This window comes from Isoptericola sp. NPDC055881, assembly GCF_053615895.1.
Window position 1 is genome coordinate 41,340 of sequence record NZ_JBSHCR010000002.1, and the last position, 21,782, is coordinate 63,121.

Consider the following 21,782-nt stretch of genomic DNA (forward strand, 5'->3'; position numbering starts at 1 on the left):
ATGGAGTTCGTCATCGTGCTGATTGTTCTCGCGGTGATCCTGTTCTGGCTCGCTAGCAAGTCCTCACGCCGTAGGCGAGAACAAGAAAGTCAGGCCTCAGGTCCGCCTGCGGGCGCTCCGCATGCACCGACGGCGGCTCCGACTCCCGCGTCGGGCGACGGGGTGCTTACCCTCAGAGCGTTCGAGCTCTGGGGAACACGTACCCCGGGCTTCGAGGTAGTCGGCGAGGCGTTCCGCCGGGACTCGTTTCGAAAGCTGTACAAGAAGAACTCGCTAGTGCCTGGGCAGGAGTACCTCTGCGAAGCGGTGCTGGTCCCTGAGCGTGGCAACAAGCATGATGCCAACGCTGTGCGTGTCGACGTCGATGAGATCCAAGTCGGGTATCTCCCCCGCGAGGAAGCCTTGCGTTACCGGCCCGTCCTGGACAGCTTGTTGACGAGGGGATTCGGAGCGGTTACGCCGGCACGCGTATGGGCGACCAATCGCGACGGGACATGGCGTGCTCGGGTAACGATCGCGTTGGGCGATCCCGAGGAGATCGTGCCCGCCAATGCGAGGCCCGAGGGCGACATCGTCGAGCTGCCGCCCGGTTCGCGAAGGGTCCAGGTGACTGGCAAGGAGCATCACGTCGACGTCGTCGCACCGTACGTACGGGGCGCCCGTACGGGCGTGTGGGTCACGCTGCACGGGATCGAGAAGCCGGGGTCGCGCACGGGCCAACGAGTCGTCGAGGTCCGTATCGACGGGAAACGCTGCGGAGCGTTGTCACCCGTCACCTCCAGCGACCTGCTGCCTGTGATTGACCGTGTCGATGCGGCAGGCAAGACGACCATTGCTCACGGCTCAGTTCAGGGGAACTCCCTCAAAGCCGATGTCAGCGTTGACGTGACGAAGTCAGGTGACCTCAGCGAGGACTGGATAGCCGAGAACCTCCGCTGACCGCCGCGAACGAGTCTTCACCGGCGCGCCGGCACGTGCATCCCGCAGAGTGGTCCAGGGCATGGCCCCGGTCGGGGAATGGTGCGTGTCGGCCAGGGCATGTACATCACGCCTGGTGAGCTCGATCCCCGTGGTGGCATCGTTGGCTGGCGCGACCGCGCTCAAGCTGGCCGCACCTCCGTCTTCACGAGCGCCCTGGCGCATCACAAGCTGAGCGACGAGAGCCCGCTCGCGAGCGACATCGCCCTGCCGCGCGGCACCAGGTTCCCACGGTCTCCGAGCACCTGAGATGGCGTGCCCTTGGGGTCCCGCGCAGATCCCCGCCGCCGACGGTCCCGGTGGCGCCGAGCGGGACATCTACGCCCTGGCCGCGACGATCCGCCCCGGCAACTCCGGGGGGCCGGTGCTGTCCACCGACGGTGACGTCGTCGGAGTGACCTTGGGGAGCTCCGTCAGCGGCGATGACGTGGCCTACGGTGTGACGACCACCGAGCTGATGCCCGTGATCGCGCAGGCGGCCGACCTCGAGGCCGGTCCGTCCACGTGGCGCGAGGAGCGGAGATCCTGTGCTCGCGGTGATCCAGGACGTCTACGGGCCGCCCGACGTCGTGCGAGTGGGGAGCTGCCTGACCCGACGCCGTCGGACGACCAGGTGCTTCTCGAGATCCACGCCTGCTCCCTGAACGGCGCCGACCGCGAGAACCTGGTGGGCCGTCCGTTCTACTCCCGGGTGGCGGGGCTGCGGCGGCCCAGGAATCCGATCCCCGGGTCAGACGTCGCCGGCGTCGTCGTGGCGACCGGCAGCGACGTGACCGGCTTTGCGGACGACGACGAGGTCTTCGGCGAACTGTCCGGGTACGGGGCGGCCTGGCCGAGCTCGTGGCGACGTCGCCGGCGAACCTTGTCCGCAAGCCGCCGGCCCTGTCGTTCGCCGAGGCGGCCCGCTGTCCCGCAGTCCGGCTGCATCGCCCCGCGGGCCACAAGCGGCATACACCCGGGTGACAGCGTGCTCATCAACGGCACGTGCGGGCGCCGGTGGCGCCTTCCTGATCGGGCTCGCACGGCACCGGGGCGCCGAGGTGACCGCCGTCGACCGCGGGGACAGGGCCGAGCACCTGCGCCGGCCCGGCGCGGACCGCACGATCGCGTACGTGGACGAGGACTGGGCCACCCATCGTGACCGCTTCGACGGCGTCGTGGACCTCGTCGCGAGCCGGACGCCGTGGCGGGTGCACCGGGCGCTGCGCCCTCGCGGCCGCTACCAGATGCTTGGTGGACGCACCGACCTGCTGCTCGGGATGCCGACGTTCGGCACGCTGATCGGCCTGGCGACCGGAAAGCACGTCGGCGTGCTGATGGTGCCGCAGTCGGCCACCGAGTCATTAGTGCGGGGCGATTGAGATTTCGAAAAACTCGTCAACTGAGATCGAGGGTGAGTTCGTGAAGTCCGAGGTGAATCTCAAGCCAGACACGCCTATGGGCAGTGGATGGGTCAATTCGGGGCGAGGAATCTCTTCCTGGCGGTAGAAGCGCAGGCTGTCTATGCTGGTCTTCCAGACGAACCTTTCGCTCATCATGCCTGCATAGGCCGAACCGCACCCGGACGCGACAAGGTGCCACAACCGCTGGACATTCTCCGGCGCAAGTCGATCGGCGATCTCGCGGGCAAAGTCAGCAATCGTTCCACCGCTGTCGCGCAAGTCAACAATAACAGACGCGAAGAAGCGGTTGCCTGCGCCGAAAGCCTGGCCGTATGAAATAGTGTGCTTCCGTGTCGCGGACTGCGTGGCCTTGACTTCCACCTCTACGTGGGGCTTGGTCAAAACAAAATCGATGGTGCTACTCGGATCTCCATGCCAACCATGGATCCATGGGCTGCGCTTTGGTGCAACACGAAGAAACGTCAACTCACCGATGAGCCCGACGACATCCGTGCGGGGCGGGGCTTGCAGCCGCCAGAAGAGGCCGAGCCATCTGTTCAACTCAACTGCCACATCCTTCTCGGTCGGACTAGCCGGCAGCACCGCGAGAACCGACTCGCAGAACGAACCGAAGAGCTCTCGAATCTCGTGATCCATCGAGTTGCACCGCAAGACGGTTACACGGACCTCCCGTCCTACGTCGCCCTCATCCAGCAGGTAGATGGCTCCGTATTCGACACTAAGAACGGCCATCCGAATGGGAGCGGGAGTCGGCTGCGTTGCCCTGGCAACGATGGCCAATGTGTACACGCCATCGGCATCGGCTCCAGCGAGCGCATCGACGGCGCTATGGGTTGGCAGCACGGCCAATGTTCGCGAAGGCAGGTTCTCGGAACTTGCTCGGGATGCACCGCGGCGCAACGCGTCCAAGACCGAAGTTCCAACGTGACCCGTCATCACCCACCAACCTGAATGATCCATCCAGCGGCAGCCGTACTTGGTACATGCCATGCCGTCACCAAGAACTTGCCGAGCGACTGCTGGTCACGAGACTCCACCTCCACGGCGTGCAACTGCACTGTGATGCCAGGGTGGTCGTCCCCGATGTTGCGGTCGCCCGGGTAGCCGCCCGAACGGCCCTGGAAGATCTGGACTCCACCGGTGGACGTTTCAGTACGACGGCCTCGTTGATCCCGTCGCATCCGGTAGACCGCGATGGTGTGCTCGTTGGCAGGGTCGTCCGCGAGGCGCGCCAGCGCCAGTGCGAGCGCCTGGGCGTTCTCCTCCGCCAAGAGCGATGGGGCAGTGACGGATTCGAAAAGTTCCAGTGCGACGCGCGGAGAGGTGTGTCCACGCCGATGTCCATGCGGATCATCAGTCCAACTGACACCGGCCAGGATCCTGTCGGCTTCCTCCATTGCCTCCCGGAGGGGCAATGCATCGTCTCGAACCGGGTTCCGGTCTGTGATCCACTTGTCACCCAACGACACCCGAGCCATCGGAATATCGATCACAGAAGCCCTGGTCGGCCGCATGCTCGGATCGAGATAGAACCTGCGGCGCCACCGCTTCAAGGTGTCGGATCCATCTTGGATTGCGCGCAGCGAATTGATAATGTCGTGCTCGTGGTGAACATATTTGACAAACGCATCGCGAACATCAGGCTCAAGGAAGACGCGACAGAGTCCAAGGTACTGGGCTTTGTAGCCGAAGAAGCGGGCGCGTTGTTGGATGGTGTCTGCCATCGACATGCCCACGCCGCGAGGCATGTAAGTAACCGTAAGGCCTTCAACGGTGAACCCGCGATCGATAGCCTGGCCTCCGATCAGAATGTAGAACTTCGTCGGCATCCAGTGGATGACAGGCGTCTGGCCTACCCGAGTGTTGATTTCGGTGACATCGACGTTGTTCAAGACGAAGCCGAGAGCGCCCCAGCACCTATCGAAGTCAATGAGGCCGGGGAAAGTCGAGTTCAGTTCCGTCCATGCCAGTCGAAACTCGTCGCGTAGGTTGATGGGATCGACCTCCGCCGCATTCTGAATTCGGTCGTGCCAAGTGGCCTTCATGTCGCGGATCCAGGTAGCGAACGTTCCTTGATCGGCCGTACCCCTCGATGGGTGAACGAGCATCGAGCGCGCCTCGGGGTGTCCTCCTGCAACCACATGGGCGGCGCCGATCAGAAAGAGTTGGAGTGCGTTGCGCAGACCGGCGGGCGGCGGGCCGCTCGGGTTCGCCGCTGCTTGCAGATCCGCCGCGTCGATGACCTGTACCAATTGAGACGCCGACTTCTCATCGAAATAGACCTCGCCGCCCGTGTAACCGTCGCCCGGCTCGAGCACGTGGACATAGTCGGGCGAGAGCGCGTCGTCGATCGCGATCAGCAGGGGTGCCTGCGGGGTCGCTGTGTACTGGAGGTAGTAGTGGTTGGGCAAGGCCGAGCGGAGTGCCTTCAGATTCGCGTAGGTAGACGACTCCCGTCCTCGGCGCACCAGGGTGTTCAGGCTCGCCTGATCGGCCTCGTCGTCGATGACCAGCACCCGCACTCGAGCGAGGTCGACGCGGCCCATAGCGTCAGCTAGATCGCGGATGCGGTTGTAGTTCTTGAGCACGACGACCACAGCGGTCTCCCTGTACGCCTGCGGAGTAGCAGGATCGAGCCAGTTCGCTTTAACTCGTGTCAGTTCGCGCTCGACGTGGTCCGGACCCTGGAGGTTGTCGGCCGGGGCCAAGAACGTCCAACCTGCCGGGGAAGCTGCCGTGAGATCCTTCGTGAGACGCCGCTGCCCTTGCGCGAGGAGGGGGTTCGAAATGCCACTGATCACGACAACAACCGCAAAGTCGTTGTCCCTCGCAAGGGATATCACGCTCTCGTAGGATAGTGTCTTTCCGGACTGCACCCTGCCGACGACCAGGCCTGTCGACCCGGGCCCGGCGGAGACCGCGCCACGGAGTACGTCGACCGCACTCGATCTGACTGCCGCCCGAGCTTCAGGCCGCACGACTACTTCTACGAAGCCCGTGAACGTGTCACCGACGATGGGAGCGCTTTCCCTAACCGGTGTCGCTTGCGGTGACAAAGTTGCGTCGTTCATGTGTCGCTCCTTAGGCGTTTTGAGAGCGCGTCACTCAGTAGCGCCTCGACTTGTCGCATGAAGGTACCTGCGACTTCGCCGTCTCCTGCCGAATTGAGGATGCTCTCCGAGACAACCATCGCCACGGCCATACGGAAGACGGCCTCGATTGCATCTGTGCTTCCAAGTGCGAACTGCCTGAGGAAGGGATGAGCCGTGTTCAGAGCGATTTGGGCCGTGACGGTCCCTGTGGGCGCATCCACTTCAACGTGCCTGACGAGCCAGCGGGTCTCACCGGGTCTTGATGAAGCCACCAATTTCAGTGTCCAGATGCGACTCTGATGGGTGAAGGAGAACTCTCGCTCGATGTCGGGAACAGGGTTCCTCGAATCCAGAGGACCGTCTGGTCGCGCCTCATGCGGGACTCCCTCGATGACGTCGGGCAGCGCCGACGGCAACTCCCGCTCGACCACATCGGCGGTGTTTTTGGTGGCATCTCGGATCCGCTTCTGCTCTTGCTTCGAGGCCTGCCGTGCACGGAAGTGCTCGGCCTGCTTCAATAGCGGCAAGGGTTCCGCGTCGAGCGACTCGCGGAGTTTCTCCTCGAAGTCCTCCTCTCGGCCATGCCATTGGAATCCGTCCTTGGTGTGGCTAACGGGTAGGCCCGTGATCTCGAGTTCGCCAAACAGTCGTTGGGATCGATACGAGTTCCCGGCGCCGTAAATGCGCGCCGGTCGGTAGGGAGATTCGCCACTCCCAACGATGACCCTGCCGCGACGGAAGAGTGACAGTCCATTGCCGCTTGTTCGGCCCTCAGCTCGGATCGCCGCCCACCCCTTTACCCGGATGTCGTCGCCGAACACGAAGTCGACCTGCTTGCGCCAATCCTGTGGTTCCTTTGAGATCGCTTCGTTGGACTCCGATCGAACGTCCGACGCTTTGAGTATCGATGGCTCTTCGTACTCCATGGCCTGGCCCGCGACGGTCAGGACGACCCGGTCGTCCTTCAAAAAACCACGATAGATCTCCCGAAGATGATCCCGTACCTTGCCCAAGGTCCGGCCAGGCAAGAACTGGTTGAGGTTCCACAACTCGATTCGCGTGTAATGGAGGTCCGCATCCACCGCCGAGGTGGTCACCTGCAAGTTGTCGACCCGGTCCCGCAGTACGGTGTCCATGTCGAACTCGATCGAGTACTCGGTGTGGTCCCCGATGCTTGTGGTTACAACTCGCCAGTTCCGGGCAAACCAGATCGATGCACTTTTCATGCCCATGCCGAACTCGGACAGGCCGCTGCGATCCGGCGGCACCTCCGCCGCCTTGAACGCCCGCGGGAAGTCTTCGTAGGCGATGCCGCCAGCGTTGTCGACGATCACGATCCGGCCGCCGTCATGGCGCTCGTAAGAGATGTCCACGTTCAATCGGTACGCGGGCTCGAGTTGCACAATCTGCGGGTGCGACGTCTCCGCGCTCTGGATTGCGTTGTCGACGTACTCGGCCAGCGCGAACCATGGTTCGTAGTTGAGGTGACCGAGGACACCCAGGATGCTTACCCCTGGGACGATGCTGATGGACTCGACGCCTGGCCGTGCCAGCGTGCCTCCGCTCGATGGAGTAGTCATTTGCGACCTCGCCAGAGTCGGGGCGCGGGTGCGTCAAAGGTTGCGGATCTCTTCATCCCTGGGGCTATATTGAACAGCCCTATCGCGGCTGGGGAGAGGTCAGCGCGATTTTGCCGGGCGGCCGTAGTACCGACAGCGCGGACGGACTCGCCCATCGAGAGGCCGCCCTGTCTGGTGTTGCTTTCCGGAACCTTTGCGATGACCTGTCCGCCCGCCTTCGCGACGACGTTGAAACTGTTCTTCAGGCGCGGAACACGCGCTACTGCCTCACCGGTCGTGCTCGCGATCTTGCGGGCGGCGTTGCCCGAGGCGCGTTCCATGACGTCGGCGTCCTTGCGCGTGGGCCTCGACGGCCCGGTTTTCGAGTCGTCCCAGACATGCGCGTCGTAGGCGGAGGGCTCAGTCATGGTTCCCCACCGTAGCCGACGGTTTGAACGGAAGGTCGTCCGACGAATGGTTTCACCCAGCGTGTCAAGCGTCGAGCGAACCTTGACCCCCTGCTGTTGAGGTGGGTTCTAGCTGTACTGACCGGACAGGTTGGTGAATCGGGTGATCGGTGGCTTGTTCCCACAGGCGGTGTGGGGGCGGTGGTGGTTGTACTCGGATCCGTGCTGCCAGGGCAGTGCGTCGTTCGGTCTCTGAGGTGTAGCGGCGGGCGTAGGCCCAGCCGTCGGCGAGGGTGCGGTGGAAGCGTTCGATCTTGCCGTTCGTCTGGGGCCGGTAGGGGCGGGTCCGGGTGTGTTGTGATCTCGAGTTCGGCGCAGGTCTCGCGCCACAGGTGTGAGCGGTAGGGCGAGCCGTTGTCCGACAAGACTCGTTGGGTGGTGATGCCGCGTGCGGCGAACCAGGTCACGGCCCGGTCGCAGTGGCGGCGGTCTCGTCGTCATGGACCTCGGCGTAGGTGAACCGGGAGTGGTCGTCGATCACGGTGTGCACGAACGTGTGCCCCATCTTCGGATGGCTGTAGGCATTCTTGGGCTTGCGGGGCGTCGCCGCCCGGGGGCGTCTGCCCTGGGCCCGGCCGACGAACCGCCACCCGCCGCCGTCGGGGATGTTGGCGAGCCTCTTGACGTCCACGTGCAGCATCGCGCCGGGGTGGTCGTGCTCATAGCGGCGCGCCGGCTCTCCGGTGGCCCGGTCGACGTGCGAGAGCCGGTTGATTCGGCACCGGACCAGGACGCGGTGCGCAGTCGAGGGCGCGACCCTGGTCAGCGCGGCCAGCTGGACCGGGCCCAGACGCTTACGCAGCCGCAACGACACGATCCGCCTGTTCGTCGCCCGGTCGGTCTTGGCCGTCATCCAGCGCGGACGCGAAGACCGGTCCGCCATGGACTCGCCGGTCGCGTACCGCAAGGATGCTGTGACGGGCTGTGTCGTACGCTCGACGGGACATGTCACGAGCGTGTCCGCGCCCCCGTTCTGAGCGGCACGCGAGTTGCACGGCCGCTCGTGACGAGGGCAGAAACCGCGGAGCTTCAGCGGTCCTGCGACCTTTCCCTGCATGATCAACTTTTGATCGGCGGACGTCGGTCGGGCGAGATCGCCTGTCAGAGGCCCGGAGTCGCGGTTCGCCGCGGCCCCGGGCCTCTTTCGGTCCTCAGGAGGTCACGCGGACTCGCAGCTGCTTCTGCCCGTTGACGACGCGGGTGAGGACGTCGGAGGTCCGGGTCCGCTCGAAGACGGTCTTGCCGCCGCCGATGACGAGGCTCATCTGGATCTCGTCGTTGCGCGGGTTGCTCTGCATGAGCCGCTGGATGGAGGCGAACGTGGTCGGGCTGTAGAACTCGTCCTGGAGGTAGTTGCCACCGACCACGGTGACCATGCCGGTCTGGCCCTTGAGGCGCTGCGGGATGGTGAGCTCCTCGCGGAACACCGTCCGGGTGTGCCCGTCCGAGCCGAGGATCTGGGTCCGCAGCACCAGGGTCTTGCCGGCGCGGACCTTCGCGGTCTTGTCGGTGACGTCGATCCACCGACCGCCCGTGCGCTGCTGGATCTTTACGACGCGGTGCCGCTGGCCGCTGTCGCTGACCTGGACGTCGTCGGTCACACCGGTGAGCCGGACGTTCGACAGGGACGAGAGAGTGGCCACGACGTTCGCGAGGTCGAACGCGCCCGTGGAGCCGACGTCGTCGAACGCCTGGTACCGGTCGGCGTACCGCAGCGTGAAGGGGGTCCCGGCGCGGACGCCGGTGATCGTCCAGCGCTGGGTCTCCGACCCGCCGATGACCCCGTCCACCACGCGGTCGTGGTTCGCCAGGGCGGCGAGGAGGGTGACGTCGGCGAAGGCGGACGGGTGCAGCACCTGCGTCGTGCCGGTGCGCGACCTGCCCTCGTAGGACACCTTCGACCTGACCGGCGCCGGCGTGGGGGACGCGCCGAACGTTCCGGCGATGCCGGCGAGGCGGTCGTCGGTGATGGTCCCGCCGAGGTCGCCGAGGTTCGCGACCTTGAACGGCACGCCCAGCGGGTCCTCCTGGACGTAGACGGCGTCGGCGGCCGCCAGCCCCAGACGCGTCTTGCCGGTGAACGACATCGGGTGCCCGAAGGCGACCACCCGGTCGCCGCACACGGACGTCGCGGTGCCGATGCCGGCGAACGTGATGTCGCCGTGCGACAGCACCGCCGCCACGTTGCCCCCGGCGACGACGGTGTCGATCCCGGCGGCCGCCACGCCGCTCGACCGGCCGATGCGGTAGGAGTCGGCCGTCACCAGCTCGCTGCCGCCGGCGGTCTTGACCGCCGAACGGGCACGGGCCAGGTCGATGCCGCCGACGCCCATCGGCATCGGCAGCTGCCGCAGGCCCTGGGAGGCCTCGGACCGCGTCACGTCCGTCTCGGCCGCGATCCGCGTCGCCATGCGGGTGCCCACCGCCACCTCGGGTGCCGCCGTCGCGGCGCCGAGGTAGCCCTGCATGTCCTCGTACGGCGTGATGCCGGCGACGGGAGAGCTGCCGAAGGCGAGGCCGTACGCGACCGCGCCGATCAGCCGCCCGTCCTCCGCGTACACGGGCGAGCCCGACATGCCCTGCCAGATGCCGCCCGCCGCGTCGATCGCGGGGGAATGGAGCTCGGCGACGATCATGTCCAGCCCGGGGGCGATGCCGTCCGACAGGACACCGAGCACCTCGCCCGTGAACGCCTGCGGCGTGGTGCCCTTGCTCACCGTCAGCCCGTTGACCGGCGCGCCGCTCACCAAGTCGGCCACCGGGAACGGTGCCACACAGTCGGCCGTGGGAGCTGCCGCCGCCGGGCCGATCGCTGTGAGGCCCGTCAGCACCAGCGCGGCGGCTGCGCCAGCCGCTGTCAGCCCGGCCGCACGACGACGGCCTTCAGATGCTGACAGCCGGCCACGACCGCGTGCCGCAGGGGCGCCATCGATGGGGGGAGTGGGCGACATCGCCCGGCCGTCCCGCGCGGCAGAATTCGTCATGGCCTCAGCATCGACGACCTGGCGGTACGTCGTTCCGGTGGACACGGGTGAATTCCTGAATGCCCTCTGCAACCTTGATAGCTAGCGCAGGCGATCGCCCGTGGGGTGGCCGCGTGCGCACCGCAAGTAGGAACTGCCGCACCCTGCCCGTCCCAGGCCGTAGCATTCCGTCCGTCAAGCGGTATCGACGAGCTTCCGCTCCTGGACACGCTCCCCGCCGCACGAAACTTCGTGCTGCCCAGGAGCATTCGTGTCAGGAACGGTCAGGTACTCCGCTCGCGCGCTCGCCGAGTTGGCCTCGTCGGACATCTCGTTGGTGGAGAAGCACCTGGAGGAGTTCTTCGTGAACCAGGGGCTCGGAGTGCCGGGACCGAGCGAGAAGCGCTCGTGGACGCGTTCCTTGCCGGTGATCGCCAGGGATCTCATGGACGCGGGCCTCGGAGCTGTCGAGATTCTCCTCGAGTACCGCCTGCCGTACACCTCTCGGCGCGCAGACGTCGTACTCGCTGGAGTACACCCGAAGCGCGGTGGCGACTCGTTTGTCGTCGTCGAGCTCAAGCAGTGGTCGCGAGCGCGGACACACGACGAGTCCGAGAACCTCGTCCACGTCGACGGATCCCCACGGCGGGAACACCTGCACCCGAGCGTCCAGGTGTCCGGCTACGTCGACTTCATCCGCGACTTCACCGCCACACTGCACGACGAGCGGGAGACGATCCGTGGGGTCGCGTACCTGCACAACGCGCACCACGCGGACGTCGCCGACCTTGTCGATGCGACGGCGACGGCGACGGCCCCGCTCTTCACGTCGAGCTCCCGAGGGCGGTGGCTCGACTACCTCCGCGCCAACCTGGCCGCCGAGAGCGGGGCGGAATCGGCAGACAGACTCCTTCGCTCGGCGGTCCGGCCGTCCAAGCAGCTGCTCGCGGTCGCCGCCGAGGAGGTGCGGAACCGCGAGCAGTTCGTGCTCCTTGACAATCAGAGGATCGCGTTCGAGCTGGTGCAGAGCGCGGTGCGGAAGGCGTCCAAGGAGAACACGAAGACCGCCGTGGTCGTCTCTGGTGGTCCGGGGTCGGGCAAGAGCGTGATCGCGTTGTCGCTGCTCGGCGAGCTCGCCCGAGAAGGCCGTACCGTCCTTCATGCCACCGGGTCACAGAGCTTCACGCGCACCATGCGCAAGGTTGCCGGCAAAGGCTCCTCGGCGACGCAGAAGCTCTTCATGTACTTCAACAGCTTCATGTCCGCCGAGAAGAACGACCTCGACGTGCTCGTCCTGGACGAGGCGCACCGCATCCGCGAGAAGTCGGTCAACCGGTACACGCCGAAGGCGATCCGTGAGCGTGCACGTCCGCAGGTCGACGAGCTCTTGGACGCTGCCCGGGTGCCCGTCTTCCTGCTCGACGAGCACCAGGTGGTGCGTCCGGGCGAGAGCGGCACGGTCGAGACCATCACCGCAGCCGCAGAAGCGCAAGGAATCCAGGTCAGGCGTGTGAGCCTCCATGACCAGTTCCGTGCGGGAGGGAGTGAGGCCTACATCGAGTGGGTGCTCCGCCTGCTCGGGCTTGCCGAGGGTGGGCCGGTGCCGTGGCAGGGGGACGACCGTTTCGAGCTACGCACCGCCGGGTCGCCGCGCGAGCTTGAGGTAGCCCTGGAGCACTACCTCCACGAGGGTTTCGGTGCGCGGATGACGGCCGGGTACGCATGGCGGTGGAGCGACCCGCTGGCCGACGACGCCCTCGTCCCCGATGTCACAGTCGGCGGATGGTCCCGACCGTGGAACGTCAAGGGAGAGCGTGCCGTCGGCGACGCGCCGCCCTCGTACCTGTGGGCGACCAGCCCAGGCGGCTTCGGTCAGGTGGGTTGCGTGTACACGGCGCAGGGCTTCGAGTACGACTGGAACGGCGTCATCCTCGGGCCCGACCTCGTCTGGCGGACCGACCGATGGGTCGCCCGCCGCGACGAGAACAGAGACCCGGCGTTCCGGTCACGCAAGGAAGTCAGTGACGATCAGTTCGACACGCTCGTGCGGAACGTCTACAAGGTCCTTCTCACGCGGGGGATGAAGGGAACCATCCTCCACTCGGTAGACCCGGAGACTCAGCGCCTGCTTGAAGAGCTGATGACCTGACAAGTCAGGGCTGGCGCCCTCAGCGACCTCACCGCGTCGCACGTCCGGAGGTGCGACGCGTGCGCATCGGTGGCGCGCGCACGAGCCGTCCGCGTCGACGGCAGACCTTGTGGACGCGAGCGTGCCGCTTCGTTGTCCCGCCTGCCGACGGGCCGGCGTCGGAAGAGCGACTGGTTCGAGTAGCTGGTGGAGCGGACTTCGGTCGCGGACGCTGGCCGGCCGCGCCCGAGCAGCGATCGTGCGGTTCCACGGTTCGGCGTTGACGGCACAACGAGGGAGCTAGCATGGCTGTTCGAAACGAACGCCAGCTGATAGCCTCGCCCAAGCTACAAACCAGCTACGACGGCGAACACAGGCTCGCTCGTCCGCCCCCAGGAGTCTCGTGTCCGACCAGTTCACCTTCATCGACCTTTTCGCTGGCATCGGCGGCTTCCATGCGGCGCTCGCAGGCTTGGGTGGGAGATGCGTCTACGTAGCCGAGAAGGACTCCTTCGCGCAAGACGTCTACAAGAAGGCGTGGCTCACGGGCGAGCATCAGGACGTTCACGTGACCGACGACATCAACGAGGATGTTCCGGTCGATGCGGCGCACACGATCTCCGAACTCGTCCGCCGGGCCGAAGCCGGTGAGATCGTGCTCAAGAATATCCCTGAGAATTTCGACGTCCTGGCGGCGGGCTTCCCGTGCCAGGCCTTCAGCAAGTCGGGGCGCCAGCTCGGCGTCCTGGACTCGATGCGCGGTACGTTGTTCTACAACATCCTCATGATCGTCGCGGCGCGACGACCAAAGGTCGTCTTCCTGGAGAATGTCAAGAACCTGATCGGCCCCGAGCACCGAGAGACGACGTTCAAGACCATCGTCGACTCCCTGAAGGGGCTCAAGTACGTGGTGAACGACGAGCCCACGGTCTTCTCGCCGCACTCGATCGCGCCTTGGCAAGGTGGTGGCCCGCAGAGCCGGGAGCGCGTCTACATCCTCGCTGTACGTGAAGACGTGGCGGTAGACCGGACCCCGTTCGACGGTCCAAAGAAGTCCAGTGGTTGGTCGACCGACCAGTGGAAGATCGGCGAGACCCAGTTGCGTGATGGTGCTCCCGCAGCGATCACGGCTGGTTGGATGCGTGAGGCGGCTGCGAGCGGAGACGATGCACGCATGTCTCGTGCGACACAGGTCGAGAAGTATCTGGGAAACATCGCCGAGTTCAGGCTCGGTAAGGACGACGTGTGGTACGACGTCTACAAGCAGCTCCTGGCCAACGTGGTCACCCAGCGAAACAAGGACGCGCGGGGGTCATGGTTCCCCGGCCATCCGATCTGGTTCCAGGTCGAGGACAAGGTGTGGCTCGCGCTCCAGCGCGCTGACGCAAATGCTCACCGCGGCCTCGAACGGAAAGCCCGTGACTGGAAGGACGAGTTTCTTGATAAGTCGCAGGACTTTATCAAGACGTACTCTCCGCAGCTCAAGGGCGAGGGGAGTGGCGACGTGCTCGCAAAGATCCTGAAGCTGAAGAACAACGCGTGGCGCAAGCTCGAGTGGCAGGCGTTGGACGCGGAGTCACTGACGGAGTGCCTGATCCAGCTCAGGCCCTCGGGAGTCCGGGTGAAGAAGGCTACGTATACGCCCGCGCTCGTCGCGATCAACCAGGCGCCGATCCTAGGCAGCGAGAAGCGTCGCCTCACTCCGTACGAGGCGGGCCGGCTCCAACTCTTCCCGGACGAGGTCTTTCAAGCGATGCTTGACCTGGATCAGCGGCAGACGCAGTCGTACAAGCAGTTCGGCAACGCGGTGCACGTCGGCACCGTCCAGTTCGCGCTGACGCACTTCATGCTGCACCACTTCGGTACCAAGGGCGACACGCTTGATCTCGCGAACCTTGGCGGTCTCGGCGCGCTGCTCCGCGGTTGTCGGGCGCACGCTGCCGGGTGGGTCCGGGTGCCGGTGGAGGGCGCTGACTCCGAAGCCGCAGAACCCGTCGACGACGTTGCGCAGCAGCTGGCCACCGGGAGCGTGCCAGCGGGGGCGGCCCGAGCGGAGGATCATCCGCTGACTCACGCGGGCTGATGCGGCCCCAGCATGTCCCCGCACACCCGGGGGCGTCGTCGACGGAGATCAGCGTGCGCATGTCAACTGCGCGGCGCAAGGACACGGCACCGGAGCTTGCGCTGCGGCGCGAGCTCCATGCGCGCGGCCTGCGCTACCGAGTGACGTACCCGGTCCCGGGGCAGCGTCGTCGGACGATCGACATCGCGTTCACGCGTGCCAAGGTGGCGGTCTTCGTGGACGGTTGCTTTTGGCACGGTTGCCCGGACCACGGGACAAGACCGCGCTCGAACTCTGACTGGTGGCTAGACAAGCTCGCCGCGAATCGTGCCAGGGACGAGGACACCAACATGGCCTTGAACGATCTGGGCTGGACCGTGGTGCGGGTGTGGGAACACGAGCCCGTCGCCGACGCTGCCGCCCGGATCGACGCGATCGTCAGTGCCGCCGGGGCCTCTATGCCCCGTTCGTGAGTCTGCTGGCGATCTGCTCGATGCCTGAGACGGGATTGAGGTTTCCGTCGACCTGCTCCGGAAGCCTGATCTGGAAGGTCACCGACGCCGGATCGATGTGGGTGATGCCTTCGACGTCTTTGCTGCGCATGACGCGGACTCGTTCGTCGGTCATGTCGTAGAGCCGTTCGAAGGTCGCGAACCACGGCCGGGCGAAGCTCAGCCTCTCCCGGTCCCTCTCGTGGTCATACCCGGTCCCGGCGTCGCCGCCGTACTGCCGCAGCCGCGCGAGAAAGCGATAGACCGCGTCGGTGGAGAGCCGTCCGAGGATCGAGTCCACCAGCGACGGGATCGTGCGGCCAACCTGGCTGTCGACCGCGAGCCACCGGATTCCGACGCTCAGGACATACAGACGGGTCTCGGGCTCACCGGTCGCGGGGTGTCCTACCTCGACCTGGTGAAACCCTTGAACAATGTGCGTCGAGGACGAGGTCGTCGTCGTCTTGACCTCGATGCCGACAGGACCGAGCTGCAGGTCGCGTGACGAGGGGCCGTAGCCGAACCAGGAGTCGACCACCTGATCAGGGGCGGTGGAGTGCCGGGTCAGCGCTTCGAGAGCCAGCAGTTCCCCGGCGAGCCCTGTGCGAACCTGGTTCCCGACCTCGGCCTCACGCAGGAGCAGCATGATCACAGGCTCGGTCGCTGTGAAGGCTGTCTGCGGATCCGTCTCGAGGCAGTTGGCGAGTAGCTCGGCGCAGACGAATGCCGCAACCCCGGGCAGGTTTGCGGCATCGGGCAGGACGAGACGGTTCGCTTCGAGGTCGGCACCGTCGGACGTCGTCCATGTCTGATGACTCAGGCACTCACTGACCGCAGTCGTCCCGGCAAGCAGCCTCGGCCCGACGACGAAGACTTCGATGGTGTCGCTCGGGTCGCGGGCCAGACCCAGCGACTTGTGGCTGTCTGCCCACACGATGGTGCGTCCGCGTTCGGCCTTCGACCGGGGCTGCTGCTCGATCGCAGCACGGAGCCACTCGAACGACTGCGTTTCCGTCATGCGCCTGTTCCCCCGGTAGTGGCCTTGATGTGGTCGGGACCGCCGAGGGGCAGGCTGACGCCGACGGCAACGGCCTGGCTACCGTCCTCGCGGCCGACAACATGGAAGAGGATCAGGCCGTCGGACCCTGGCAGACGGGCGCCTTCAAGGTTGACCTTTGCGTGGAGATCGCCCGGTAGTACAGCGCTCTCGAATACCTCGTCCCCTCGGACCTGGTCGCCGACGTAGTTGCGTGACCCCCAGGTGGCCTGGAGGTCGGAGGTCCCCTCGACGAGGGTGCGTCGCATGGGACGCACCGTCCAGGGGAGCCGCGTGAGCGGACCCGAGGTCACCGGATCGCCGGACCCGAAGCGGAGCCCGACCCAGAACCGTGGCCGGCGTCGTTCGAGCGTCTTCTTCTCGACGAGGTCCCACGGCACCGGCCGGTCGTCCGTCGTCATGAGGCCGGGAACAAGTCGGGGTATGGCGGTGTGCCAGAGCCGCAGGTAGGCGGCTATCTCGTACGGCGAGGCGATCCCAAGGTCCACCGATTCCGCGACGTACGGAGCCCGGTACAGCGGGGAGGCCATGTCGTCAGCGGGGAGGTTGGCATGATGGGCGACCGACGACCAGCGTGACGCCTCGCGGCTCTCCGGACCTGGACCATGGTCCGTGTAGCGAAGGCGATCGAGCAGATCGGCAGCGCCCAGGAGGCTGACTGAATCCTCGAGCAGGAGACCTTGACTGCCTGCGCTCCCGGCGACAGGAGTCACCCCTTCGGAGAATAGCTCGGCGATGAAGGTCAGGTTCTCGTCGTCGAACCCCTGGGGGTTCATGTGACGCACGAACGGCTTGGGACCTGGGAAGAGCGGTTGCGCCTGAACATTCACGATCTTCCCGGTGGCGCGGAACGACCTGCCCTGCAAGATCGTGAGGTCAGGGACCGCGCCTGACCCCATCGCATGCAGGACATCCCGGCGCAGAGCCTCGTCGTTCTCGTGGTATCGCGTGAAGAGGTCGATCTGATCCTGCGGCATCAGCACGCGACACAGGTCGATATACGCCCCGCGGTAGCCGAACCAGCGTTGCATCTGCATCTGGGTGTCGGCCAGCGGCATCGAAGCGCTCCTGGTGAACAGGGTCGTCGTGAGGCCTTCGAGCGTCAGGCCGCGAGACATCACGTTCCCGGAGACGAAGATCGTCGAGCAGTTCGTCGGTGCTCTCCACGTCCCGTCGGCGTGCTGCCGGGGGGAGAACTCGGGGCGATCGTCGGCGTTCTCGTCGCTGTTGATGACCGAGACACCAGTGCCAGGCACGATCTCGTCGAGGATCGTCTGCCGGAGCATGCCCCAGTCGTCGGCTACCACGGGTACGACCGCTAGACCGAGAATCGTCGCGGCCTTGGCAGCCCCTTCGCGATAGTTGTCGAGCCAAGCCACCCAACGGTCCGGGTGCTCCTCCATGTCTGCAGCGAGGCCGACGGTCCCGAGTGGGCGGCCCGTGGAGCCTCGCTCCGGGAAGGTCTGGTGGTCGGTGTTGGTGCCGTGCGACCAGTCGAGGATCTTCTTGGCTACGTCGAAGTGGGAGTCTTTCGTCGCCGCGGGGTTCACTAGCATCGACATCGGCGGCAGGACCTGGGCGCGCACCTCGGCACGGCTTTCGAACGTCCGGCCGCGGGCGGCCTTGGCCGGGCTGAGGCGCGACTCGTCGCGAATGAGCCTCAACGCCCCGGCGACCAGGTAGGCGCGGACGCCGTCATAGACGAGGTCCTCTGGGTCTAGGTGGTTGGTCGGGAGGCAGAGCGGCACGTCGGCGAGGCTCTTGTAGTAGACCTCGCCTCCGGTGTACCACCCGTAGGGGCCCTCGGGGACGCGGTAAGAGGACGAGCGGACCTCAGGGTCGCCGGTGGCGCCCGGGGTTCGCAGGCTGGCGACGAAGTCGGTCGGCGCGAGCGGGTTCCTGTAGTCCTGGAGGAAGTTGGCCTGCGGCGTGGCCGTGTACGCGAGGTAGGTCGCGTACAGGTGGGGGAAGGCCGTCCGGCCAGGCTGGTTCCGGGCCTCCCACAGGTCGAGGATGCGGCGAGGAACCTGCTTGTACCGGACGTCGAGCGCGTCGCCGGTGTCGGCGGAGGCATCCACCACGGACGAGTCGTCAGCCTCGTCGTCGATCACGAGCAGGTGGAACGGACGGTCCCTCTTCACCGACACCGGATAGACGACGTCGTGCAGGGCGCACCCGAGGCGTTCGAGGTGGGCGGTATTTTTCATCGCAACCACCAGGAGGGGACGGTTCTTCCTCACCGCCTGGTCGGCTCCGCTGCGCGAGATCGAGTACACGAGGTCCAGGTCGGAGCCCTCGAGCTCCGATGCTCGGCCCCGGGGGAGACGAAGGCGCCGCTTGTGCGGGTCAGGCAGCGTGTCGAGCTGGTCCAAGACACGTTCCAGTGTCTGCACCCACAGCGACGTCCGGGTCCCCCCGAGGATCACGAGCGCGTCGACACCACGGTCCAGGGCCAAGGCCGCGACAGCCATCATCGAGGCGGTCTTGCCGGACTGGACGGCTCCCATCACCAGTCCTCGCCGTTCCCTGGATACAGGCCAGCCTTCCGGACTAGGTTCGCCGACCCCGAAGACCCCGTGATCGACGATGAAACGGGCGTCGTCTTCGATGACCTCGCGGCTCGTCTCCCCGATCCCCGACGCGGCCAGGCGGTCCGCGTAGACCGACCACCAGGCGGCGTCGTCGATGCCGGTCTTGGCGACGACGTAGTCGACCCCGTGGAGAGGCGCGACGAGGTCGCTCATGGGGCTACGTAGCCGTTCGGGGTCTCGGCGTTCGCCACGAGTGCCCTCAGTCCGGAGTAGCCGAACTGTGCCTTCAGCGCGTCATGCGCCTCGTCTGGGTTGACATCGAGGAGCCGCAGAATCTCACCGACGACGAAACCGATCCATCGCCACTGCTCTCTGGACTGGCTCTGGCTTGGCTTCTGCCACCGCTCGGAAGCGTCCCGGATCGACGGCGCTGCGTCCTCGAAGACGTCGACCAGCTCGTCTCCCAGCACGGCGCCAGCCGCGGACAGGCCGACGAGGCTTGCGACGAGACGGAGCTCTTGCCAGTTGCCCGCGCCCTTGGCGCTCCCGCTCCGGAACGACTTTGACCAGACGTCGTCCGGGGTCGCGTGAGCGTCCAGGCCGTGGTCGACCAACAGCATCGCTCGACGGACCTTCTCCAGATCGCGCAGCGGGTCGTACTTGTCGCCAGCGATCCGCTGTAGCAGGGCGTCGATGTGCGCAGCCGTCGATCGCGTCACGCCATCGCTGTTCTTGTCCTCGAAGAGGAGAGCTGCCACGACCCAGGAGAGCACTTTCGTGCGCTTGTAGCCGACTGCACCGAATGCGTAGTCCGTAAGATTGGTGCCGGCCGAGCTCAGGTCCTCCCAGTCGCCGAGGAGGAAGTCCGCGACCTCAGCGACGGCCGGGGAGTCCCCGGCAGTGACGAGCAGTGCACGCATGAGGTCCAGCCGGTGGTAGAGCGCGTTGCGGATCTCCTCGGCATTGAGGCGCTTGCCCTGCTTGTTGTAAAGGTAGAACACCTCGTGCACCTGGGCGGTCGTCACCTGCTTGTAGACGATCACAGGGATCTTGTACGACGCGTCAGCCTTCTCGAAGATGTAGCTGACCTTGCGGGGCTTGCCCTGCACGGAGATCTGGGTGTCACGAACCTCGTAGTAATACTTCCCCTGCAGTGGCTCGAGGTCGCCGGTCAGAGGCTTCCTGCTGTCCGTCTTCTTGCTAGACCGAAGCGGGAAGGGAAACTGGTTCGCTCGCGCGACCTCGGAGGTCAGCTGCTCGGGCTCGTGCGTCTTCCAGAGGCTGCGAAACCTCCGGTAGTCGGTGCGAAAGATCTCGACGAGGTTGGGCACGCCCCAAGCGGTGCTCTTCTCCTCGACGACCTTCAGGGCGCGTGGGTGCGCGCCGATGAACCGCAGGATCGACGTGAGACGCTGCTTGCCGTCGACCACCTCGTACTCGGTGCCCCGCTCGGACTCCCGCTCGAGGATGATCACGGAGGGCAACGGGATGCCCCGTACGATCGATTCGATGAGCTTCTGGGCGTCACCGGTCGGCCAGACGTCTGCTCGTTGGTACGACGGGCTCAGGTTCAGCTCGTCGTCGGACGCGTAGCCGACGAAGCTGGCGATCGGCCACGTGCTCGCCTCGGCGTCGATCGCGCCGCTCTGCTCGACGACCTCGTCGTCTTCTTCGTCCTCCCAGGCGTCGACCCAGGCCAGCGAGGCGCTCGTCAGCGTCGCGGTGCCCTCGACAGCGTCCTCCATCGTCGCTCGGAACTCGTCGCGCAGGGCCAGCGCTTTCTCGAGCCGCTGCTCGAGAGCACCGAACAGGTCCAGGCCGGCGGCGTCTTCGTCGAGGCCCAGCCCTTCGGAGAGGCTGCGGTCGAATGTGTCAGGGTTCGTGTCGTCGATCGATGAGCCGAGGTTCAGCCAGTACCACACGTCAAGAAGCCGCTGGCGCCACGAACCGTCGTCGAAACGGACGTCGTCAGCCGAGAAGGATAGCGTTGGCTCACCGAAGTCCTCCGGCACCGGGCCGGGCTCGCTCAGGCGAGCAAGATAGTCGGCGACGTTCTGCTCGACCTCGTCCACCACAGCGACCTCGGACATCGGCACATCCTCTTCTTGCGTACTCGGACGGGAACCGAGGCGAGGATCGAGCAACCGCTCGACAAGGACGCGCGCCTCGGACGGGGTGGCACTCGCGAGCCGGGCACGAGCCGCGGCATCCACGAGAAGGTTCATGCCCTTGAGGGTGATCGTGTCTCCGGCGGACTGACAGCCGTCGTCCCACAGGACCCCGAGCACCTCAGCGATCGCCTGGGCGCAACGATGCTTCGAGCGGACGCCGTGGAGTTCCACACCGAGCGAGGCACCAAGGGCCTCCAGCGACGACTTCTTCTCCTTGCTCCCCCGGCCGAGCGGCTCGGGCGGCATGTCCGCGAGCACGTAGATCCGGGCGACCGCGGCAGCCTTCGAGGTCGCACTCGTGTAATCCAACGGGTCCCCTTGATGCTCAGGCTGATCAGCAAGTGTCACAGTACACAAATCAGCCCAGGGAGACTGGGTGACCTTGGCTGCTGCGCCAGTCGCGCTCGTGCACAATAGCGCCTGGCTCGGCGTGTGTTTCAGCCTCGCTACGGCCAAAGGACGAAGTGCTCGCGTACGCGTACGTCCAAAGTCTGGATCTGGTTCTCGTCCACACAGCATTGCCGCGTTGGGCTACAGAGCCACGCACGACCGGACCGCATCGATGTTTCCCGACCAGCTCTGGATCGCTGGGGATCCGGGACGCCTCGGCCCTCCCTGACTGTGTCTCGTCGGCCCGCATTGCCCGGGCAGACGCCGCCGGGCTGACCCTCAATCGGAGCACGAGCAACCAGTACGACCTGCCCTTCCCGCAGCCGCCTCGAGCGCGTCGGCCGCCGTAGCGTGGTGGCCTACCCTGCGCCCATGGCCTGGCATGCGTTCGAGGATCCGAAGCTCCGGGCTTCATAGCGCCCTGGCACCAGGCAAGCATCGTCAGGACCGCCGACCGACCGCTGCTCCGATGTGGTGCGCTGATCCTCCC

13 protein-coding genes and 2 pseudogenes are annotated in these 21,782 nt (G+C 65.9%); 6 read left to right on the forward strand and 9 right to left on the reverse strand.

The window, feature by feature from the left end:
• From ACWGKI_RS00975 to ACWGKI_RS00985, 3 genes and pseudogenes are all read left to right on the forward strand, one after another.
• The gene (locus ACWGKI_RS00975) at positions 1–939 is read left to right on the forward strand and encodes an HIRAN domain-containing protein (RefSeq protein ID WP_452183935.1); all 939 of its coding nucleotides are present in this window, start codon (positions 1–3) and stop codon (positions 937–939) included.
• A gap of 496 nt (positions 940–1,435) precedes the next feature.
• Positions 1,436–1,771 (forward strand): annotated as a pseudogene (locus tag ACWGKI_RS00980) (alcohol dehydrogenase catalytic domain-containing protein); the annotation flags it as partial.
• Positions 1,772–1,937: 166 nt separating this feature from the next.
• The gene (locus ACWGKI_RS00985) at positions 1,938–2,339 is read left to right on the forward strand and encodes a zinc-binding dehydrogenase (protein WP_452183937.1); all 402 of its coding nucleotides are present in this window, start codon (positions 1,938–1,940) and stop codon (positions 2,337–2,339) included.
• Here ACWGKI_RS00985 and ACWGKI_RS00990 read toward each other — a convergent pair.
• The 6 genes and pseudogenes from ACWGKI_RS00990 to ACWGKI_RS01015 form a co-directional block, all read right to left on the reverse strand.
• Positions 2,322–3,317, reverse strand: a complete 996-nt coding sequence (locus ACWGKI_RS00990; protein WP_452183939.1) for a PD-(D/E)XK motif protein — start codon at positions 3,315–3,317, stop codon at positions 2,322–2,324. The genes ACWGKI_RS00985 and ACWGKI_RS00990 overlap by 18 nt on opposite strands.
• Positions 3,317–5,224, reverse strand: a complete 1,908-nt coding sequence (locus ACWGKI_RS00995) for a Z1 domain-containing protein (RefSeq protein WP_452183941.1) — start codon at positions 5,222–5,224, stop codon at positions 3,317–3,319. Before ACWGKI_RS00995 ends, ACWGKI_RS00990 begins: the two co-directional genes overlap by 1 nt.
• A 224-nt stretch (positions 5,225–5,448) precedes the next feature.
• Positions 5,449–7,053, reverse strand: a complete 1,605-nt coding sequence (locus ACWGKI_RS01000; RefSeq protein WP_452183943.1) for an ATP-binding protein — start codon at positions 7,051–7,053, stop codon at positions 5,449–5,451.
• The gene (locus ACWGKI_RS01005) at positions 7,050–7,460 is read right to left on the reverse strand and encodes a hypothetical protein (RefSeq protein WP_452183945.1); all 411 of its coding nucleotides are present in this window, start codon (positions 7,458–7,460) and stop codon (positions 7,050–7,052) included. Before ACWGKI_RS01005 ends, ACWGKI_RS01000 begins: the two co-directional genes overlap by 4 nt.
• Before the next feature lie 108 nt (positions 7,461–7,568).
• Positions 7,569–8,403: pseudogene (locus ACWGKI_RS01010) on the reverse strand (IS481 family transposase); the annotation flags it as partial.
• 247 nt (positions 8,404–8,650) lie between these two features.
• Positions 8,651–10,216: a SpoIVB peptidase S55 domain-containing protein gene (locus ACWGKI_RS01015; protein WP_452183947.1), complete on the reverse strand. Its 1,566-nt coding sequence runs from the start codon at positions 10,214–10,216 to the stop codon at positions 8,651–8,653.
• Positions 10,217–10,733: 517 nt separating this feature from the next.
• Here ACWGKI_RS01015 and ACWGKI_RS01020 point away from each other — a divergent pair.
• The 3 genes from ACWGKI_RS01020 to ACWGKI_RS01030 all read left to right on the forward strand — a co-directional run bounded on the left by ACWGKI_RS01020 (position 10,734) and on the right by ACWGKI_RS01030 (position 15,125).
• Positions 10,734–12,611 (forward strand): DNA/RNA helicase domain-containing protein, encoded by a 1,878-nt coding sequence (locus ACWGKI_RS01020; protein ID WP_452183949.1) that lies wholly within the window; start codon positions 10,734–10,736, stop codon positions 12,609–12,611.
• 382 nt (positions 12,612–12,993) lie between these two features.
• Positions 12,994–14,673, forward strand: a complete 1,680-nt coding sequence (dcm, locus tag ACWGKI_RS01025) for a DNA (cytosine-5-)-methyltransferase (protein ID WP_452183951.1) — start codon at positions 12,994–12,996, stop codon at positions 14,671–14,673.
• A 59-nt stretch (positions 14,674–14,732) separates the two neighbouring features.
• On the forward strand, positions 14,733–15,125 hold the full coding sequence (locus ACWGKI_RS01030; protein ID WP_452184082.1) for a very short patch repair endonuclease: 393 nt from the start codon (positions 14,733–14,735) through the stop codon (positions 15,123–15,125).
• Here ACWGKI_RS01030 and ACWGKI_RS01035 read toward each other — a convergent pair.
• Genes ACWGKI_RS01035 through ACWGKI_RS01045 form a run of 3 tightly spaced genes read right to left on the reverse strand, consistent with a single transcriptional unit; the run spans position 15,109 to position 21,160 of the window.
• Positions 15,109–16,161 carry a PD-(D/E)XK motif protein gene (locus tag ACWGKI_RS01035; protein WP_452183953.1) on the reverse strand — a complete coding sequence of 351 codons (1,053 nt, stop codon included), beginning with the start codon at positions 16,159–16,161 and terminating at the stop codon, positions 15,109–15,111. The two genes, ACWGKI_RS01030 and ACWGKI_RS01035, sit on opposite strands and share 17 nt — an antisense overlap.
• Positions 16,158–18,944 (reverse strand): Z1 domain-containing protein, encoded by a 2,787-nt coding sequence (locus ACWGKI_RS01040; RefSeq protein ID WP_452183955.1) that lies wholly within the window; start codon positions 18,942–18,944, stop codon positions 16,158–16,160. Before ACWGKI_RS01040 ends, ACWGKI_RS01035 begins: the two co-directional genes overlap by 4 nt.
• Entirely contained in the window at positions 18,941–21,160 is a 2,220-nt protein-coding gene (locus tag ACWGKI_RS01045; protein ID WP_452183957.1) for a DUF262 domain-containing protein, read from the reverse strand. The genes ACWGKI_RS01040 and ACWGKI_RS01045 overlap by 4 nt, the downstream gene beginning before the upstream one ends.
• Positions 21,161–21,782: the final 622 nt, after the last annotated feature.

Bases quoted from the DNA above. Each gene is read 5' to 3' on its own strand.
- ACWGKI_RS01035 (WP_452183953.1), bottom strand. From the start codon at position 16,161: ATGACGGAAACGCAGTCGTTCGAGTGGCTCCGTGCTGCGATCGAGCAG.
- ACWGKI_RS01030 (WP_452184082.1), top strand. From the start codon at position 14,733: ATGTCAACTGCGCGGCGCAAGGACACGGCACCGGAGCTTGCGCTGCGG.
- ACWGKI_RS00975 (WP_452183935.1), top strand. From the start codon at position 1: ATGGAGTTCGTCATCGTGCTGATTGTTCTCGCGGTGATCCTGTTCTGG.
- ACWGKI_RS01005 (WP_452183945.1), bottom strand. From the start codon at position 7,460: ATGACTGAGCCCTCCGCCTACGACGCGCATGTCTGGGACGACTCGAAA.
- ACWGKI_RS01000 (WP_452183943.1), bottom strand. From the start codon at position 7,053: ATGACTACTCCATCGAGCGGAGGCACGCTGGCACGGCCAGGCGTCGAG.
- ACWGKI_RS01040 (WP_452183955.1), bottom strand. From the start codon at position 18,944: ATGAGCGACCTCGTCGCGCCTCTCCACGGGGTCGACTACGTCGTCGCC.
- ACWGKI_RS00990 (WP_452183939.1), bottom strand. From the start codon at position 3,317: ATGACGGGTCACGTTGGAACTTCGGTCTTGGACGCGTTGCGCCGCGGT.